This window comes from Burkholderia lata (genome assembly GCF_902499025.1).
In the GTDB taxonomy this organism is placed as follows: domain Bacteria; phylum Pseudomonadota; class Gammaproteobacteria; order Burkholderiales; family Burkholderiaceae; genus Burkholderia; species Burkholderia lata_C.
This window is the reverse complement of the sequence record NZ_CABVPW010000020.1, coordinates 34,384-51,900: the sequence shown is the minus strand read 5'-3', so window position 1 is coordinate 51,900 and position 17,517 is coordinate 34,384. Positions and strand designations below refer to the sequence as shown.

The 17,517-nt window shown below is 65.7% G+C and carries 15 protein-coding genes; 5 read left to right on the top strand and 10 right to left on the bottom strand.

Annotated elements, in window-relative coordinates; genetic code table 11:
- Positions 1 to 17: 17 nt before the first annotated feature.
- A complete protein-coding gene (locus BDI24065_RS20900; RefSeq protein WP_175032872.1) occupies positions 18 to 2,381 on the bottom strand; it encodes a TonB-dependent receptor in 2,364 nt (787 codons plus the stop codon).
- Positions 2,382 to 2,637: 256 nt separating this feature from the next.
- Here BDI24065_RS20900 and BDI24065_RS20895 point away from each other — a divergent pair, with 256 nt between their 5' ends.
- Both BDI24065_RS20895 and BDI24065_RS20890 read left to right on the top strand, forming a co-directional pair.
- Positions 2,638 to 3,636, top strand: a complete 999-nt coding sequence (locus tag BDI24065_RS20895; protein ID WP_254609818.1) for an ATP-binding protein — start codon at positions 2,638 to 2,640, stop codon at positions 3,634 to 3,636.
- A 127-nt stretch (positions 3,637 to 3,763) separates the two neighbouring features.
- Positions 3,764 to 5,230: a M81 family metallopeptidase gene (locus BDI24065_RS20890; protein WP_175032871.1), complete on the top strand. Its 1,467-nt coding sequence runs from the start codon at positions 3,764 to 3,766 to the stop codon at positions 5,228 to 5,230.
- Positions 5,231 to 5,263: 33 nt separating this feature from the next.
- Here the strand turns inward: BDI24065_RS20890 and BDI24065_RS20885 are convergent, their stop codons facing one another.
- From BDI24065_RS20885 to BDI24065_RS20855, 7 genes are read right to left on the bottom strand one after another with little or no spacing between them, the layout of a single operon-like run.
- Complete coding sequence (locus BDI24065_RS20885) at positions 5,264 to 6,925, bottom strand: serine hydrolase domain-containing protein (protein WP_175032870.1); 1,662 nt, start codon at positions 6,923 to 6,925, stop codon at positions 5,264 to 5,266.
- Positions 6,926 to 6,934: 9 nt separating this feature from the next.
- Positions 6,935 to 7,954 carry a dipeptide epimerase gene (locus tag BDI24065_RS20880; protein WP_254609816.1) on the bottom strand — a complete coding sequence of 340 codons (1,020 nt, stop codon included), beginning with the start codon at positions 7,952 to 7,954 and terminating at the stop codon, positions 6,935 to 6,937.
- Positions 7,955 to 7,976: 22 nt separating this feature from the next.
- On the bottom strand, positions 7,977 to 9,338 hold the full coding sequence (locus BDI24065_RS20875) for an MFS transporter (RefSeq protein ID WP_175032868.1): 1,362 nt from the start codon (positions 9,336 to 9,338) through the stop codon (positions 7,977 to 7,979).
- A gap of 24 nt (positions 9,339 to 9,362) precedes the next feature.
- On the bottom strand, positions 9,363 to 9,791 hold the full coding sequence (locus BDI24065_RS20870) for an ExbD/TolR family protein (protein ID WP_175032867.1): 429 nt from the start codon (positions 9,789 to 9,791) through the stop codon (positions 9,363 to 9,365).
- 28 nt (positions 9,792 to 9,819) lie between these two features.
- A complete protein-coding gene (locus BDI24065_RS20865) occupies positions 9,820 to 10,251 on the bottom strand; it encodes an ExbD/TolR family protein (RefSeq protein WP_122944932.1) in 432 nt (143 codons plus the stop codon).
- Between the two features lie 3 nt (positions 10,252 to 10,254).
- Positions 10,255 to 11,043, bottom strand: a complete 789-nt coding sequence (locus tag BDI24065_RS20860) for a MotA/TolQ/ExbB proton channel family protein (protein ID WP_175032866.1) — start codon at positions 11,041 to 11,043, stop codon at positions 10,255 to 10,257.
- A gap of 56 nt (positions 11,044 to 11,099) precedes the next feature.
- Positions 11,100 to 11,738, bottom strand: a complete 639-nt coding sequence (locus BDI24065_RS20855; protein ID WP_122944934.1) for an energy transducer TonB — start codon at positions 11,736 to 11,738, stop codon at positions 11,100 to 11,102.
- A gap of 374 nt (positions 11,739 to 12,112) precedes the next feature.
- On the opposite strand from BDI24065_RS20855, the gene BDI24065_RS20850 reads away from it, so the two are divergent.
- Complete coding sequence (locus BDI24065_RS20850; protein ID WP_205169303.1) at positions 12,113 to 12,823, top strand: response regulator; 711 nt, start codon at positions 12,113 to 12,115, stop codon at positions 12,821 to 12,823.
- Between the two features lie 81 nt (positions 12,824 to 12,904).
- Here the strand turns inward: BDI24065_RS20850 and BDI24065_RS20845 are convergent, their stop codons facing one another.
- On the bottom strand, positions 12,905 to 13,399 hold the full coding sequence (locus tag BDI24065_RS20845) for a DinB family protein (RefSeq protein WP_175032864.1): 495 nt from the start codon (positions 13,397 to 13,399) through the stop codon (positions 12,905 to 12,907).
- Between the two features lie 310 nt (positions 13,400 to 13,709).
- The gene (locus tag BDI24065_RS20840; RefSeq protein WP_175032863.1) at positions 13,710 to 14,684 is read right to left on the bottom strand and encodes a LysR family transcriptional regulator; all 975 of its coding nucleotides are present in this window, start codon (positions 14,682 to 14,684) and stop codon (positions 13,710 to 13,712) included.
- 84 nt (positions 14,685 to 14,768) lie between these two features.
- Between BDI24065_RS20840 and BDI24065_RS20835 the strand changes: the two genes are divergently transcribed.
- Together BDI24065_RS20835 and BDI24065_RS20830 are read left to right on the top strand one after the other, a co-directional pair.
- Positions 14,769 to 15,800: an alcohol dehydrogenase catalytic domain-containing protein gene (locus tag BDI24065_RS20835; RefSeq protein WP_175032862.1), complete on the top strand. Its 1,032-nt coding sequence runs from the start codon at positions 14,769 to 14,771 to the stop codon at positions 15,798 to 15,800.
- 482 nt (positions 15,801 to 16,282) lie between these two features.
- Positions 16,283 to 17,515 (top strand): 3-methyl-2-oxobutanoate dehydrogenase (2-methylpropanoyl-transferring) subunit alpha, encoded by a 1,233-nt coding sequence (locus BDI24065_RS20830; RefSeq protein WP_175032861.1) that lies wholly within the window; start codon positions 16,283 to 16,285, stop codon positions 17,513 to 17,515.
- The last annotated feature ends 2 nt before the right edge of the window (positions 17,516 to 17,517 follow it).

Genomic DNA, 17,517 nt, shown 5'->3' with positions numbered 1-17,517 from the left:
TCAGTTATCCCTATGATTTAGAACGGAACGGTAAGTGCCGCGCCGATCGTGCGAGGCTGAATCACGCTGACGAGCGCCGGGCCGCCCAGCGGTATCAGCGAAGTACCGGCCGCGATCAACGCGCGGCGGTCGAACAGGTTGCGAACATAGAACGCCAGGCTGAACTTCCTGAAGTCCACGCCCGCCTGGAGATCCGTGATCGCGTAGCCTGGCAACGGGTAATCCGGCCGGCCCGAGCTGGCGTCGAACCCGCTATGACGCCGGCCGACGAATCGCTGCGTAATACCCGCATACGACGGATACCCGTGTGCGCTGAACAGATAGGTGCCCGAGAGCGTCGCGGCGACCTTGGCTGAGTTCGGCAATGGCTGGCCCGCTGTCGTACCGGCGCTCGCGTTGCCGGTCGTCAGGCTGGCGTCGATGAGCGACAGGTTCGCGCTGAAGTTCCAGTGCGGGTTGGGGCGGAACGTACCGGAGAACTCCAGGCCCTTGATGCGCGCGTTGCCGGCGTTGATGACCTGGTTGACGCCATCGACCGTGCCGAGCTGCTGGATGTTCTTCCACTCGATGTCGTAGACCGACGTCTCCAGCGATAGCCGCTTGTCGAGCAGGTCGGCCTTGTAGCCCGCCTCGTAGCTCCATAGCGTGTCGGGCGCGAAGGTCGGGCTGCCCGCTGCACGCATGCCGGTGAGGGGATCGATCAGCAGGGCATTCGGGCCACCGGGCCGGTATCCGCTGGCGATGCGGACGTACGCATTGCTGTTGGAGGTCAGCGCATAGCGCGCGGTGAACATATAGGTCTTGCTGGTGTCCGACGACGGTGCCGAGATGGTCTGTGTCGGACCGGCGAGCGTACCGGAGGTCGTCTGTTCGTAGGTCTGGGTGTTGTGGGCGATCCGGACGCCGCCCGTCAGCGAAAGGCGCGGCGTGAGGTGATAAGTCAGGTCGCCGTAGGCTGCGTACTCGTTGTACGTACTGGGCGCCTGGAGCTCCGACAGGTTCGGGCCGGGCGTGCCGTCGGGCAACGTCGTCAGGAAGCCTTCGCTCGAGTTGCTGCGCTCGTGCGTATAGAAGAGGCCGGCCAGCCACTCGAGGCGCTGGTTGCCCGGCGAGGTCAGGCGAAACTCCTGGGTCACCTTGTTCGTGGTGGCCACATCCTTGGCGACTACCGAACCGAGATCCAGCCCCTGTGCTGCAAATAGCGGCCCATAGACACCGGTCAGGTCTTGCGGCGCGCTCGTGTTGATGCGTTGATACGACGTGATCGAGTTCAGGCGCGCCCAGCCGAGTTCGTATTCGATCCCGGCCGAATAGAGCTGGATGTTTTGATGAAAGGGCTGCTGGGCAAACTGTCGCGTTGTCAGGTCGCCCCAGACCGGCTGCCCGTTGGCGCCGTATTCGACGTAGTTCGGATCGTTGCGATTGATGTTTTGCGAGACCGCGGACAACCGGACCGTCAAATCCCGGGTCGGCGTCAGCAGCAACGACGCGCGGGCGCCGTAGGTGTCGCCGCGATCGATGTGGGTGTCCGCCTTGGGGCCCACGGCGTCGACATAACCGCCATCGTGCTGCCCGAACACGGAGACGCGCAGCGCGGCAACGTCGGTCTTCAGCGGGATGTTCAACGCGGCGTTGGCCGAACCGCTCACGCCGCCATGCGCCGTTCCCGACACGCCGGTGCCGACCTGCCCGGAAAACTGACTCGGGTCCGGTTCGTTGGTCACGTATTTCAGCAAGCCGCCCATCGCCCCCGCGCCATACAACGTGCCCTGCGGACCGCGCAGGATCTCGACGTGGTTGAGGTCGAGCAGGCTCATGTCGAGCGCGAACGTTGCACTTTGGGAGAACAGGGTGCTGCCGCCGAACGCGACGTCGTCGATATACATGCCGACCGTCGGCCCTGTCTGAACGCCCGTCGTCACGCCGCGGATACTGACCTGGCCCGACCCGCTGCCGCCACTGGCGTTCAAGTCGACACCCGGCTCCGCAGAGAGATAGTCGGACATCGTTTTCGCGCCGCTCTTCTGCAGTTCGTCGGCCGACAGGACATTGACCTGCATCGGGACTTCGCGAGCCGGTTCGCGTCGGCGTGTCGCGGTCACCACCACGGTATTGAGCGTCGCGCCATCCTTGCCTTGCGCTTTCGACGTCTCCGCTGCAGGGGCATTCGGTACCGGGGCAGGCGTCACAGCGGACGCCGCATCAGGCGCGGCGATCTGCTGAGTCGGCACGGGCGTTTGCGCCTGTTCCTGCGCGTGCACGCCCAACGATGCCAACCCGAATACCGGTCCGACGAAGAGGGGGGCGTAACGCCCGCCGTGCCGCAGCGGTAACGTTGCCGAAGCCGCAGGGTGCTTCGTCCGGTTCTTCACCTTCATCATTGTCTCCTCCTGATTTTGCGATCGACTGAACGCGATGCCGTGTAGCGCAACTCAGGGGGAACGGTAAGTGCCGGTTATTTCTGGTTCATGTGGCGTTTGTATCGTCGGTGATACAAACGATCGGTGAGCGTGATGGCGGGTCAGGCGGGCAGACGAGGTGGACGCGGGACGAAGACATGTTTCGGGTTTGCAATAAACGGCACACATGGCCCCTACATTCGCGGGCGATAATCGAAGCCATTGCTCGCTGTCGGCCATGACCATGCACAGACCCCGCTTCGATTCGGCTTTCTATCGCCTGTTCTTCGTGATGATCTCGATCATCCTCGTGATGCAGATCAGTGCCGGCCTGCTGCTCTTCAAGCTCTACAGCACCGCTCCCTTCAAGCCGCCTCCGGGGATGAGCGCATCGTTGCAGTGGGGCGCCGCGGTGATGATCCAGGTGATGCCGGCGCTGATCTCGTCCTGGATCGGCGCGCGCATGCTGGCCGCCCCGTTCCGCACGCTGACCGTAGGGGCTGCTGAACTGTCGAGGAATATCGATGCGCCGCCCATCAAGGAAATCGGCCCGGTCGAGGCGCGTCAGGCCGCCAGCGTCTTCAACACGATGCAGGCGTCGCTGCGGCGGCAAATGAGCGAGCGCAACCGCTTTCTCGCCGCCGTATCGCACGATCTGCGTACCCCGCTGACGCGCATGACGCTTCGCCTTCGATCTGCTCAGGATGTCGAATTGAGTGCCCGGCTCAGAGACGACATCGACGAGATGACACAGCTTCTGGAGGCCACGCTGTCGTTTCTGCGCAATGAAGAAGTGGTTGAAGTGTTCAGTCCGGTCGACATCAACGCACTGGTGGATGCCATCGCGGAAGATGCGGCCGAACTCGGTCAGAAGGTGACGATCAGCGGTGAGGTGCCGCCGATATCGGCCCAGCCGCTGGGTCTCAAACGCTGCCTGACGAACCTGGTTGCCAACGCGATTCGATACGGTGAAGACGCACACATCCGCCTGATCGACACGCCGTCGTGCGTGCGTATCCAGGTTGTCGATCACGGCCCGGGCATACCGGAGTCGCAGCTGGAGCGGGCGCTGGAGCCGTTCTACCGGGTGGAAAGTTCCCGCAACAGGAACACGGGCGGGACGGGGCTGGGCCTTGCCATCGCGAATGACGTGGTGAAGCGTCACGGCGGCGAACTGGTGTTGCGCAACGGGTCGGAAGGCGGGCTGGTGGCGCAGGTCACGTTGCCGCGTCGATAGGGCGAGGGGCGCGGAGCGATCGTTGGCACTGCTCTGTTTCACGCTTGATACAGATTGCTCACAAAGCGGAAACAGCGCGTGCTTATAGTCGTTTTACGCCCTTCAATCCCTTTCGGCAGACCTCGTCATGAAAATATTCACGGCTCAGCTTTCGACGGAAACCAATACCTTTGCCCCGTGCCCGACCGGATGGGGCGGCTTCGAAGAGTTCACCATTTTTCATGGCGACGCGAGTGTGCGCGAACCCGACGGCATGGGCTTTGTGCTCGCGGAAGTGCGGCGCCTTGCGGAGGCCGACGGTCACGACATCGTGGAAGGTCTATGTGCGGAAGCCCAGCCGTCCGGCCGCACGATTCGTGCGGTCTACGCGTCCCTGAGAGACGAAATTCTCGATGGCGTAAAGGCCGCGTTGCCGCTGGATGCCGTAATTCTGCTGCTGCACGGCGCGATGGTGGCGGAGGGCTACGACGATTGTGAAGGCGATCTGCTCGCCGGCGTTCGCGCCATCGTCGGCCCGGACGTCCCCATCTCGGTCACGCTCGACCCGCACTGTCACTTCACGCAATTGATGAAGGCATCGGCAGACGTCTTGATTGCGTACAAGGAGTATCCGCATGTCGATGCCATCGATCGGGCGCGCGAAGCCTATCGGCTGGCGCTCGAGATGGCTGCCGGACGCATCCGCCCGACGATCGGCGTGTCGGACTGCCGGATGGTCGGTGCCTGGCACACCACGGGCGAACCAATGGCGGGGTTTGTCCGGCGCATGAAGTCGTTCGAAGGACGCGACGGCGTGCTGTCGGTGTCGCTCGGCCACGGGTTCCCGTGGGGCGACGTGCCGGAAGCCGGCGCGAAACTCTGGGTGGTGACGGACAGCGATCTCGCCAAGGCCGAGGCGCTGGCGGCGCAACTGGCGCGCGAGTTCTGGGAACTGCGCGACGCGACACGCCCCGCATGGCTCGATATCGATGCCGGACTGGATCGAGCGCTGGCGGTCGACGGTGGCCCGGTCGTACTGGCGGATGTCGCGGACAATCCTGGCGGTGGTGCGCCGTGTGACAGTACGTTCATTCTGCGTCGCGTGATCGAGCGACGGATTGCCAATGTTGCGATCGGGTGCTTCTGGGATCTCGGCGCCATCCAGATCTGCAAGGACGCGGGTGTCGGGGCAACGCTGAATCTGCGCATCGGCGGTAAATGCAGTGTGTACTCGGGGGACCCGGTGGACCTGCGCGTCACGGTGCGCAGTGTGGTCGAGCGGCATACGCAAAGCATCATGGGTCTCGAGCAGCCGCTTGGCCGGGCGGTGTGGGTAGAAGCGGACAACGGGCTCGACATCGCGCTGATCTCGGTTCGCACCCAGGTGCTGGGCGTGGACGTATTCACCGGCCTCGGCATCGACTTTCCCGGCAAGAAGCTGGTGGTCGTGAAATCGACGCAGCATTTTCAAACCGAATTCGCGCCGCGTTCGACGGCCATCTTTCATGTCGCTGCGCCCGGTGCGCTCATGGTGAACTTCGCCGAACTCGACTATCGTCATCGTGACCTCAACTACTGGCCGCGCGTGTCGAATCCGTTTGCGTCGGCGATGTGAATACGTGCCGGCGCTGTTTGGCGCCGGCACGTATCAGGCATCGACGTGCACCCGCGTGAAGGCCAGATGCCGGGTGCGCGGCGTATCGACGCGAAAGCCGGTGATGTTTGCGCGCGTGGCATCGCGGGTCAACGTGACGATTCCGGTCATGATGTCCACTGGATCGACCGGCGCCAGCCGGAAGACATCGTGGGCCAGCGGCGTGAGGCGGTAGTCGCAACGGCCCACCGCGCCGTGCATGCGAAGAACGAGGGCTTCGTCGTCGAGTCGAATGATGGCGCGGGCGTGGGCATCGTGGCTTGCGAATGTGCCGGACATCGCGGCGGCGAGAGGCGGCGTCATCGCGGGCGCTTCGCCGAGGCGTGCGAGCGTGTCGACATGGCCGCAATGCACGATGCGCAGGATGGAGAGATCGTCCGGTGTGCAAGACGATCCCCACCGCAACGCCAGCGGCCCGTCGCCGCCCGCTTCGACCTGGACGTCGTTCAGGCCGTCCGCGCTGTCGTAGAGCGTCATCGGCGGCCTGGGGCAAAGCGGTCCCGTCAACACCAGCGCGCCGTCATGATCCTCCAGTACATGCACGGCGCCGGTGCGGGACGACCGGTAACTGCCGAGGCGCGCCACATGATCGGCGGCGCGCGCCGCGACAGGCGGGCCGTCGCCATCCAGGTCGTCCGCCAGCACGATGTCGACGACACGCCTCGACAGTTCGAGCGGTGCGTCGAGCGCGCCGTTGCTGAGCAATACGACGTCGAGCCCGTGCGCCGCCGACACCAGCATCTGGCACGTTCCACCGACGACGCCACCGGAATGTTGGATCAGCTCGACACCTCGATAGAGGCTCTGCGTGAGACCGAGCGAGTATCGGCTGCGCTGGCCGCTGGAGAACACGGGCAACGCCAGCATCTGGATCCAGGTATCGGCGTTGCCGACGATCTTGTCGCGGCATCGCAGGTGCGCGGTCCATCGCAGCATGTCGTCGACGGTCGAGACGATCGAGCCTTCACCCAGCAGTTCCCACGTCGGAAAGATACCGCGCCGGAATCCGCCGTCGCTGTCACGAATATGCATCGTCGCGATGCCGTGCTCGAGTGTCATGTCGTTGGGTACGCTCGCGGTGCCGTGCATGAGCAGGGGAGCGAAGAGATGGGTCGCGAGGAATGCGGCGAACCGCATCCCGCTCGCACGTTCGACGGCGAGCGAAAGCAGGTGATAGCCGCCGTTCGAATACATCATGCGTTCCCCGGGCGGAAAATTTTCGTCGCGTTGACGTTGCTGCGACGCCAGGAACGCGCCAGGCGGCGACATGGCGAGACCCTGCGTCAGCAGCGCCAGGTCCAGTGCGCATCGCTGTCCGCCGCGGTGCGACATCAACTGCCGCAGCGTCGGTCGGCCCGCGGCCGGCGGCAGTTCCTGCAGATACGTGCCGATGGGGGTGTCGGCGTCGAGCGCGCCGCACTCGCACAGGAGCAGCACGGCGAGGCAGGTGAAATGCTTGCTGACCGAACCGATGCGCATGCGTGTGGCCGGCGTGTTGGCGATGCCGTGTTCGAGGCTGGCCATGCCGAAACCGCGTCGATACAGCAGTTGGCCGCGATGGACGATGCCGGCGATCAATCCGGGTGCATCGGCGCGGTGATAACGCGCGAACAGTGCGTCGAGCTGCGTCGTCGTGGTGGATGAATCCGATGTCATGTCGATCGCTCAGTGAGAGGAAGCAGGGACGCCCGCGTGGCCCCAGGCTTGGGGCGGGCAGTGCAGCAGGCCGTCGATGTAGGCGACGCCCGGCTCGCGATCGCGGGCGAGGAAGATCGGTCCGTCGAGATCGACGTGATCGCACAGTTGCCCGAGCAGAAAGGCAGGGGCGATCGCCAGCGACGTGCCTGCCATGCAACCGACCATCACGGACAGGCCGGCTTCGCGTACACGCGTGGCAAGGTCGAACGCGCGCGTCAGGCCGCCGCATTTGTCGAGCTTGAGGTTGACGATGTCGTAGCGGCGCGCGACCGCGGGCAGGTCGCCGAGATCCTGAAACGATTCGTCGGCCGCGAGCGGGATCGGACAGTCGATATGGTCGAGACAGGCGTCCGCACCGATCGCAAACGGCTGTTCGAGCATGCCGACATCGAGCCGTTGCAGCACGGGGAGCATCGCGTCGAAGTGCGCGCGCGACCAGCCCTGATTCGCGTCGACGGCGAGCGTGACTTCCGGGCGCGCCTCACGGATTGCCGCGAGGCGCGCGGCGTCGGCGGCGCTGCCGTCCAGCTTGACCTTCAGCGCCCTGGCGTGGGGCAGTCTCCGGGCGGCCCCGGCCATTGCACTCGGCGTATCCACGCCGATCGTCATCGTGGTCCGCAACGGGCGCGGCGCGGAGAGGCCCGCGATGCGCCAGGCAGGCACGGCCTGCTGTTGCGATTCAAGCGACCACAATGCCGCATCGACCGCGTTGCGCGCGCCGCCGGGCGGCAAGACGTCGAGCAACTGCGCGCGCGTGACGCCGGCTTCTATCGACGCCCGGGCGCTTTCGATTTGCGCGGCGATGGATTCAGGTGTCTCACCCAGGTAAAAGACCCCGGATGCTTCGCCGTTGCCGGCGTGGTGCCCGTCGTCGACGGTCACGCTCACGACGCGAGCGGCGTCGATGACGTGGCCGGTGATATGGAAGGGAGCCGCCAGCGGCCAACGTTCGATGCGCAGCGAGAGCGAGCGTGTGCGGGGTGACATGGGAGCGGGAGGAAGAAGGGAATTACGCATAGCGTTCGATTGCTTCTCGGACACCACGGCCGGCCGCGCGCATCAGAATGCAGGCGGCAAAGAAGCCGAACGCCGCGACGCAGACGATCGACCCCAGCAAGCCCTGGCTGAACGCGTGCAGACGATCCGACATGAAGCCGATGAACACGGGGCTGCCCGATTGCACGACGATCGTCGTCAGCGCGCCGATCGCCGCCACGCGCGAGCGCAGGTGGGCAGGGCAGATGTTCTGCATGATGGTGGGAAACAGCACCATGCCGGCGACCATGCAGGCGAGCTGTGCGCCGAAGAGCGCGTAGACCGGTGTAAGCGAGCCGACCGCCAGATAGAGGAACGACAGGCCGCCGGCGACCAGCGCGCCGCATTCGCAGACACGCAGTGGCGCGAGCACGCCGAAGCGCGCTTTCATGCGGCCGGCAACGAGTCCGCCGAGCACGCAACCCGCGATGCCGCCGGCCATCGCCGCCACCCCCATGCCGCCGCCGGCTTCGGCCGGCGTAGCGCCGAAAGTTCGCACCGCCACGACCGGCATCCACGTCGCCACACCGCCGAACGACAGATTGACCAGTCCGATGGCACCGAAGAACTTGAGCATCATGATGGCTTCGCGCCGGAAGTAGACCGGTGCGGACGGCAGCGGCGCGGATGGCCGCTGCCGCGCGGCGGATGCTTCCGTGTCGCCGTGCCTTCCGGGTCGAATGAGCAGAACCAGCACGACCAGCACGGGGGCGGGCAGGGCAACCGCAAAAAACGCGAGCCGCCACGGCGCGAGATCGGCGAGCCCGACCGGCAACGCGCCGTGCACTGCCGCGATGCCGTGCATCAGTGCGCCGCCGAGCGCCATCCCCGCACCTGAGCCCAACAGGTTGGCGAGCGCGAAGATCGCATTGGCGAGCACGCGCTGGCGCGCAGGGAAGAGATCGGGAATCAGGCCGTAGATCACCGGCACCAGTCCGGCTTCGCCGATCCCCAGCCCGACGGTGGCGATGAACAACTGCCAGAAGTGGGTGGTCATGCCGCAGATCGCAGTGGCAGCGCTCCAGACGACGACACACGCGACCAGCACCACACGGCGATCCACGCGGTCGGCGACCCAGCCGATCGGCAGCGAAGCCACGCCGGCGAACAGCGCGATGCCCGCGCCTTGCATCAGGCCGATTTGCGTGTCGGTCAGCCCGAAATCGTGGCGGATGGGCTCCGTCAGCAGGATCAGCATCTGACGGTCGACGAACGCGAAGAACGCCACGATCACGAGAATCGCCAGGCCGAACCACGCGAGTGGTCCGGCAGGTGATTCCGATGGCGGGCTCGGGGTCGCCACGGGGGCGAGCACGTCGGGGTTGGCGTCGAACATGAGGGCTCCGTGATGAGAAAGCGGTTACTGCATGAACTGCTCGTTGCCCACGAGCCCGATGCGGTTCGCGCCGAGCCGCTGCGCGGACGCCATGACCATGGCGACGGCGCGGTAAGGCGCCGCCTTGTCGGGCCGCAGATGCAGTTCGGTCGGCGCGGGGTTGGCGGCGACGTCGTGCAATCGCGTTTCCAGTTGCTCGCGCGAACTCAGCGTCTCGCCATTCCATGCGATGGTGCCGTCGGCCGCGATATTGATCTGCACCACGGGCGGTGTCTGCAGTTGCGACGGCGGCGCGCCGGTCGGCATGTCGAGCTTGACCGCGTTCGTCTGGATCGGAATGGTGAGGATCAGCATGATCAGCAGGACCAGCATCACGTCGATGAGCGGTGTGGTGTTGATCTCGATCATCACGTCGGGTTCGTCGGCGTTGCCGGTGGGCATCGTCATGGCCATCTCGGGTCTCCTTGTCGGTGTGGAGGAATCATTGGCGCGGCGGCGGTTCGGTGATGAAGTCGACCTTGACGATGCCCGCCCGCTGGCAGGCAAACACGACGCGGCCGATGGCCGCGTAGCGCGCGTCGAGATCGCCGCGGATGTGGACTTCGGGTTGCGGCGATTGCACCGCAACCGCCTTGAGCTTCTCGACGAGCGTTGCCGCGTCCGGTACGCGCCGTTCGTCCCAGAACACGTCGCCTTCTTTCGTCACGGCGAGAATCACGTTCTGCGGGGTCGTTTGCAGCGGCTGCACGGCTTCCTTGGGCAGCGTGACCGGCACGGTGTGCGATACCACCGGAATCGTGATGAGGAAGATGATCAGCAGCACCAGCATCACGTCGACCAGCGGCGTCGTGTTGATGGACGACATGGTCTCGTCGTGCTCGGCGCCGTCGCGGGGGCCTACGGTCATGGCCATGGTTCACCCCACGCGGGTGAGGGCGGCGGCCTTGGTCGCGGCGGCGGCCCCGGCCGTGGTCGTGCCGGTCAGGATGACGATGTGCAGTTCCGTCGAAAACCCGCGCACGCGCTCCATCACCGCCTTGTTGCGGCGCACGAGCCAGTTGTAGCCGAGCACGGCGGGCACCGCGACAGCCAGCCCGATCGCGGTCATGATCAGCGCTTCGCCGACCGGCCCCGCGACCTTGTCGATGGACGCCTGGCCCGCGATGCCGATCGCAGTCAGTGCGTGATAGATGCCCCACACCGTGCCGAACAGGCCAATGAACGGCGCGGTCGAACCGACGGTGCCGAGAAACGCGAGGCCGTCCTGCAAGCGGCTCGAGACCGACGTGGTGGCCCGCTCGATGGCCGCCGCGACCCACTGGTTGAGGTCGACCTGTTCGACCAGCGCGCCTTCGTGATGGTCGAATGCCGCGAGACCTGTTTCGGCGATGAAGCGGAACGGGCTGCCGGCGTCCAGTTTTTTCGTGCCTTCGCCGAGACTGGCCGCTTTCCAGAAACCCGTTTCCGCCGCCTTCGCACGGCGCAGCACACGCGTTTGCTCGAGCAGTTTCGCGACGATGATGTACCAGCTGCCCATCGACATGACGACCAGAATGAGCAGCGTGCCGCGTGCGATGAAATCCCCGCCTTTCCAGAGCGCATCGAGGCCGTAGGGATTCGCCACCGTATCGGTGGCGGCGTGCGCGGCGCTGGCCGCGAGGAACAGAGCCGTCACCAGGGCGGCCTTGCGGGTACGGTTGATCATGAGTGTCTCCTGAAATGCGTTGGCAAGTAGAAAGGGAACGGCTGTCGAGGGCACCGTCAATCGAGCTTGAAAGAGAAGGGCACCTGCACGCGGACTTCCTCGCCCTGTGCGACGCAGTGGAACTGCCGCACTGCGTTTTCCGCGGCCCTGTCGAGAACCGGCGCGGCCGACTGGGTCACGCTCAGGTCCTTGACGTTGCCGTCGGTGCCGACCACGAAGGTCACGACGACGTCGCCGGTCAGGTTGTCCTTGAGCGCTTCACGCGGATAGCGAATGGCGGCGCGGACCTGCGTCGAGTTGGGGCACACCACGCCGACGCTCGTCGACACCGGCGCCGCAGCGGCGGGCGGTGCCGGCGGCGCGACGGGTGCCGACGGCGCAGGCTTGGTCGATTGCGTGGTGATCGCGTTCGGCGACGGCGGCGCCGCGACGCGCACTTCCGGGGGCGGCACGAACGGCGGCGGTGGCGCGACGTGCTTCGGCGGTGGCGGGGCGATCCGCTTCGGTGGCGGTGGTGGAGGGGGCGGCGGCTTGATCTCCTCGATGATCCGCGTCTCGATCGGCTGACGAATCACGTCCACGACTTTCGTCGCGAGACCGGTGAGCAAGGCGTAGACGATCACGGCGTGCAATCCGACCACGAAGGCGATGCCGCCAATGCGCCGGACAGGTGGCTTGGGTTGTGCGTAGTTCATGTCCCGCGTGTCTCCTGCGTCGATATGACTTGGGAGCCACGTTAAGACCCGGGCATTTCTGGTTCATATCGGCTTTGTATCTGCGCTGACACAAAGTCTTTCCGGTTGGGCAATGTTGCGGCAGGACGCGCGAAACCAGACGGGGCGGCGAAGGCGGACGATGCTCGGCGGCGTCTCTTCGGGAAAATACCGGGCGGGTTATCCATGACGCGCATGCTCGTCAGGCGTCCCGATTTTTCCGGACGACCTTGTGGGGCAAGGTGCCGGGGCAATTATTTCAACGCTGCAACAATTCGTGCAAAAAGCCCTTATATTGACGGGCAATAATGAGTGCGGGGCACATCTCATCGCCGCAACATCGGAGACAAGACGCCGTGAACAAAGCGATTCGTATTCTCGTCGTCGACGACGACTCGCAGATTCGCAGCCTGTTGTGCGACTGCCTTGCAGACTTCGGCATGACGACCGCGCAAGCCGGCACCGGCGCGGAAATGCATCACGCGCTCGGGGAGGGCGGCTTCGATCTCGTGGTGCTCGACCTGATGCTGCCGGACGACGACGGCCTCAATCTCTGCCGCGAGATTCGTGCGACATCGGAGATTCCATTGATCATCCTGACCGCTCGCGGCGAGATGACCGACCGGATTGTCGGGCTGGAACTGGGTGCCGACGACTATATCGTCAAGCCGTTCGAGCCGCGTGAACTGGTCGCGCGCATCCAGACGATCCTGCGCCGCGTGCGTGCGCAAACGCAAGGCCGGACGAGGGCGCAGGAGGAAAGCCGCTTTGCCGGATGGCGGCTTCACCAGATCGGCCGCCACCTGATTGCCGCCGACAACACGGTCATTCCGTTGTCGAACGCGGAATTTCGCCTGCTCAACGCGTTCCTTGCCGCACCGGGGCGAGTACTGAGCCGCGAATACCTGATGGATACCGCGCGCGGCAAGTCGATCGACACGTTCGACCGCAGTATCGACGTACAGATATCGCGCCTGCGTCAGAAGTTGCGCGAGGACATCAAGGAGCCGCGCCTGATTCGCACGATTCGCGGCGAAGGCTACATGCTGGATGTCGGCCATCGTTAGGTGTGCGTGCCGATCGATGCAGCTGAGCGTCAGCATGCGATGCAAGCGGGGCGCCGGACGGGGCGCCGGCGCGTTCCGTCATCATCGACTCAAATACACCGGCAGGTCGGTCTCCGGCGGCGTCACGCCAAGTTCGAACAGCATCTGGCACACCCAGCCACGGTGGTACGTCTTGTGGTTGTACAGGTGCAAGAGCATCGCGCCACGCGCCATCTGCCCCGCGCGACCGGAAACGAATTCGAACGACACCGTTTCCGCAAGGCTCGCGGCATCCTGTCCGTCGACCCATTCGATCAGCCACTCATTGGCGTCGCATTGTGCGGCGACGAGTGCCGGCAGCGTCGGGCACAGCAGGTCGCGTCGCGAGCTGAACCCGTGCCGGCGCCCCGTCAGATGCGCATGCCAGATCAGATCGACCTGATAGTTGTGATTCAGTGTCGCCAGTATCGAGCCGAACAGCGTGTTGCTCGGGCCGACGATCTCGTGCATCGGCACATTCTCCAGCGCATCGAACAGCGTGCGGTCTGCCCAGTCGTTGTAGCGTGCGAGGAGGCATGCGGTGTCGGAATCCAGCATCGGGGCGTCTCCTGTCAGGAAGGCTCGGCGCTGCACATCAGGCGCCGAATACGAAGGTCGACAGCCATTATTGATGCATGACGACGCGTTGGGTACTCGCGTTTGTTTTGCGGGCCGACCCGTTCCGGAAGCGTTGCGCCATACGGCGTCGCACCACGGTATCGTGCTGACGCGCGGTGCACGGGCTCACATTGGGTTGCTGCTGCGCCATGCGGGTGAAGCGCTGGATGCCGGCGGAACGCACCGCATCCGCGCGCTGCTCGAATGGACTGCCGTGCGATTCGGCGACGATCCGACAATCCACAGACAATCAGTCGCTCGCGGGTTTCCTGCTTTTGCGGCGTTGCGCCGGTTGCAATGCCGCTCGATGGGCATCGGGCGATTGAACCCGCACCCTGTCGATCAGCGCACGCAACCCGCCCGAAACATGGCGATGACCGGGGTAATACAGGCACAGCCCCGGCATGACCGGGCACCAGTCGGCCAACACGCGTTCGAGCCGCCCGTCGGCCAGCGCATCGCGGACGAGATGGTCGGGCACGAACGCGATCCCGATCCCGTCGATTGCGGCGTCGACCATCAACGGCTGGTCGGTCAGCGTGAGCGGGCCGCTGACGTTCACCGTTTCGACGACGCCGCGGCGCTCGAACTCCCAGCGGTAGATCGCACCGCTGTCGAAGCGAAAGCGGATGCAGTCGTGCCGGCCCAGGTCCTGCGGCACGTCGGGGCGGCCATGCGCGGCGAAATAGGCCGGCGACGCGACGGCGGCGAAACGCACCGGATCGGACACGCGCACCGCGATCATGTCCTGCGGCACGGCTTCGGCCAGCCGGATCCCCGCGTCGAATCCACCGGCGACGATGTCGCCGAGCTTGCCGTCCGTCACGATGTCGAGATGGACCTGCGGGTAGTCGCGCAGGAAGCGCGCGAGCACCGGCTTCAGCACGAGGCGGATCGCCCCTTCGCTGGCGTTGATGCGCACGGTGCCGCTGGGCGTGTCGCGCATCCCGTCGACCGCGAGCATCGCCTCCGCAACCGACGAGATCGCCGGGCGGAGCTTGTCGACGAGCCGTTCGCCGGCGTCCGTCAGCGACACGCTGCGCGTGGTGCGATTGAACAGGCGTACCCCCAGGCGCTGCTCGAGGCTCTTGATCGAATGACTGATCGCCGACGGCGTGACGTCGAGCTCGACCGATGCCGTGCGGAAGCTGAGGTGCGTCGCCGCGGAAAGGAACACATTGAGCGAGAAGAGATCGCCGCTTTTCAATTGATGAGCTGATTTCATCGTGACGTAAAGATTGGCGAGATTGTCATGATAATGCGCCTTTTCTAGACTAGGCCCTGCGTTCGGTTGATCAAGGAGCAGGCAATGAAGATGAAGGCGATCGTGATGACGGGGGCCAACCGGCCCTGGGAAGTGCAGGAAGTGCCGGTGCCGGAAGCCGGTCCGGGGCAGGTGCTGGTGAAGGTGCACGCGTCGGGGATGTGCTACACGGACGTGTGGGCCACGCAGGGCTACGGCGGGGACATCTATCCGCAGACACCGGGCCACGAGGTGGTCGGCGAAATCGTCGAAGTGGGCGCGGGCGTGCATGCGCGCCGGGTGGGCGACCGGATCGGCACGACGTGGGTGCAGTCCGCGTGCGGGCGCTGCCCGTACTGCCGCGAGCATCGTCCGCTTTCCGGCCAGACGGCCGTGAACTGCGATGCGCCGCGGACCACCGGGTTCGCATCGCAGGGCGGGCATGCGGAGTACATCGCCGTCGCGGCCGAGGGCACGGTGCTGTTGCCCGACGCTCTGGCGTATGTCGATGCCGCACCGATGATGTGCGCGGGCTACACGACATGGAGCGGCTTGCGCGATGCGGCGCCGCAACCGCACGAGAAGGTGGCTGTGCTCGGCATCGGCGGATTGGGGCACGTGGCGCTGCAACTGTCCCGCGCGTGCGGCTTCGAGACCATCGCGATCACGCATTCGGCCGACAAGCACGACCTCGCGATCGGGCTGGGCGCGGACCGGGTCGTCGCAAACGGCGCGGAGCTGCGCGACCTGGGCGGCGCGGATGTCCTGCTGGTCACGACCAACGAGTTCAGTACTGCGGAGGAAGCGATGACGGGCGTGCGGGTCGACGGCCGGGTGATCCTCTGCGGGCTCGACTTCAGCAAGCCGTTCTCGATCGCGTCGCAGCGCAAGCCGTTCCACATGATGCGCCAGCAGGTCATCGGCTCCACGCATGGCGGCTTGCGCTACCTGAGCGAAGTGCTGGATCTCGCCGCCAAAGGCAAGGTCAAGCCGATCGTCGAGACGTTCTCGCTCGACCAGGCGACGGAAGCCTATGACCGCCTCGCGTCCGGGAAGATGCGTTTTCGCGGCGTGTTCACGCCCGCGCAAAGCCGCTGACGCTCAAGGGTGCCGGGAGATGCGGGGATGGTTCTCCCGGCAAGCGGGCGTGGCCGACTCGCCGTGCTCCGCGCCTGTATCGTGATCGAATGGGTCACATCGATATGCGGCCGTCGTCCGCGATCGACATGCCCCTGATATCGACGGCCGCCCGCTCAGGCGCGGCATGCCGGCCTCGTCCGGCGCAGCCGGTTGTCGCCCGGCCTCGGTCGTCGCGACCTCCGCGATTTCCCGTCAGGCCCCGGTTCGCACCGGCCCGGCAACCCCGGGCTGCCGGCCGGTGCCCGCCTGGCGGGGCACCCGCGCCCGACATGGCAAATCTGCTCACCGCAATCGAGCGGCTTGGGCATCGACGTCCGTCGCCACAAGGCATAGATTTCCAAGGTTGACGTGCCTATCCGCACGCCAGCCCGCGCGCAGGCCGGCAACCGGCCGCGCGTTCCTAATCAGCGTGAGACACAATCGAGCGTGGAGACGACACGATGAGCCTGTCAGAGCCATTGCGTCTGCATGTGCCGGAGCCCACCGGGCGCCCGGGCTGCAAGACGGACTTTTCCTATCTGCATCTATCGCCGGCCGGCGCCGTTCGCCGCCCGCCGATCGACGTTGCCGCGGCGGACACCGCCGATCTCGCCCGCAGCCTCGTGCGCGTGCTCGACGACAGCGGCAAGGCCGTCGGCCCGTGGGCACCGGATCTCGACGATGCGCGGCTGATCGCCGGCCTGCGCGCGATGCTCAAGACCCGCATTTTCGACGCGCGCATGATGATCGCGCAGCGCCAGAAGAAAATCTCCTTCTACATGTTGAGCCTCGGCGAAGAGGCGATCGGCACCGCGCACGCGATGGCGCTGCGCGACGGCGACATGTGCTTCCCGACCTACCGGCAGCAGAGCATCCTGATCGCGCGCGACGTGCCGCTCGAGCGGATGATCTGCCAGCTGATGTCGAACGAAGGCGACCCGCTGAAAGGCCGCCAGCTCCCCGTGATGTATTCGGATCGCGATGCGGGCTTCTTCTCGATCTCCGGCAACCTCGCGACGCAGTTCATCCAGGCGGTCGGCTGGGCGATGGCGTCGGCGATCAAGGGCGACACGAAGATCGCGTCCGCGTGGATCGGCGACGGCGCGACGGCCGAATCCGATTTTCACACCGCGCTCACGTTCGCGCACGTGTACCGCGCGCCGGTCGTGCTGAACGTCGTCAACAACCAGTGGGCGATCTCGACGTTCCAGGCGATCGCGGGCGGCGAAGGCACGACGTTCGCGGGGCGCGGCGTCGGCTGCGGGATCGCGTCTCTGCGCGTCGACGGCAACGACTTCCTCGCGATCTACGCGGCGTCGAGCTGGGCGGCCGAACGCGCGCGCCGCAATCTCGGCCCGACGCTGATCGAGTGGGTGACCTACCGTGCGGGCGCGCATTCGACGTCGGACGATCCGACCAAGTACCGGCCGAGCGACGACTGGTCCCATTTCCCGCTCGGCGATCCGATCGAGCGCTTCAAGCGCCACCTGATCGTCAAGGGCATCTGGTCGGACAGCGCGCATGAAGCGCTGACGGCCGAGCTCGAGGCCGAGGTGATCGCCGCGCAGAAGGAAGCGGAGAAGTACGGCACGTTGGCCGACGACCGGATTCCGTCGCCGGCTTCGATGTTCGACGACGTGTACAAGGAGCTGCCCGCGCACCTGCGCCGTCAGCGCCAGGAACTGGGAGCGTGATC

Bases quoted from the DNA above. Each gene is read 5' to 3' on its own strand.
- BDI24065_RS20900 (WP_175032872.1), bottom strand. From the start codon at position 2,381: ATGATGAAGGTGAAGAACCGGACGAAGCACCCTGCGGCTTCGGCAACG.
- BDI24065_RS20895 (WP_254609818.1), top strand. From the start codon at position 2,638: ATGACCATGCACAGACCCCGCTTCGATTCGGCTTTCTATCGCCTGTTC.
- BDI24065_RS20890 (WP_175032871.1), top strand. From the start codon at position 3,764: ATGAAAATATTCACGGCTCAGCTTTCGACGGAAACCAATACCTTTGCC.
- BDI24065_RS20885 (WP_175032870.1), bottom strand. From the start codon at position 6,925: ATGACATCGGATTCATCCACCACGACGACGCAGCTCGACGCACTGTTC.
- BDI24065_RS20880 (WP_254609816.1), bottom strand. From the start codon at position 7,954: ATGTCACCCCGCACACGCTCGCTCTCGCTGCGCATCGAACGTTGGCCG.
- BDI24065_RS20875 (WP_175032868.1), bottom strand. From the start codon at position 9,338: ATGTTCGACGCCAACCCCGACGTGCTCGCCCCCGTGGCGACCCCGAGC.
- BDI24065_RS20870 (WP_175032867.1), bottom strand. From the start codon at position 9,791: ATGGCCATGACGATGCCCACCGGCAACGCCGACGAACCCGACGTGATG.
- BDI24065_RS20865 (WP_122944932.1), bottom strand. From the start codon at position 10,251: ATGGCCATGACCGTAGGCCCCCGCGACGGCGCCGAGCACGACGAGACC.
- BDI24065_RS20860 (WP_175032866.1), bottom strand. From the start codon at position 11,043: ATGATCAACCGTACCCGCAAGGCCGCCCTGGTGACGGCTCTGTTCCTC.
- BDI24065_RS20855 (WP_122944934.1), bottom strand. From the start codon at position 11,738: ATGAACTACGCACAACCCAAGCCACCTGTCCGGCGCATTGGCGGCATC.
- BDI24065_RS20845 (WP_175032864.1), bottom strand. From the start codon at position 13,399: ATGCTGGATTCCGACACCGCATGCCTCCTCGCACGCTACAACGACTGG.
- BDI24065_RS20840 (WP_175032863.1), bottom strand. From the start codon at position 14,684: ATGAAATCAGCTCATCAATTGAAAAGCGGCGATCTCTTCTCGCTCAAT.
- BDI24065_RS20835 (WP_175032862.1), top strand. From the start codon at position 14,769: ATGAAGATGAAGGCGATCGTGATGACGGGGGCCAACCGGCCCTGGGAA.
- BDI24065_RS20830 (WP_175032861.1), top strand. From the start codon at position 16,283: ATGAGCCTGTCAGAGCCATTGCGTCTGCATGTGCCGGAGCCCACCGGG.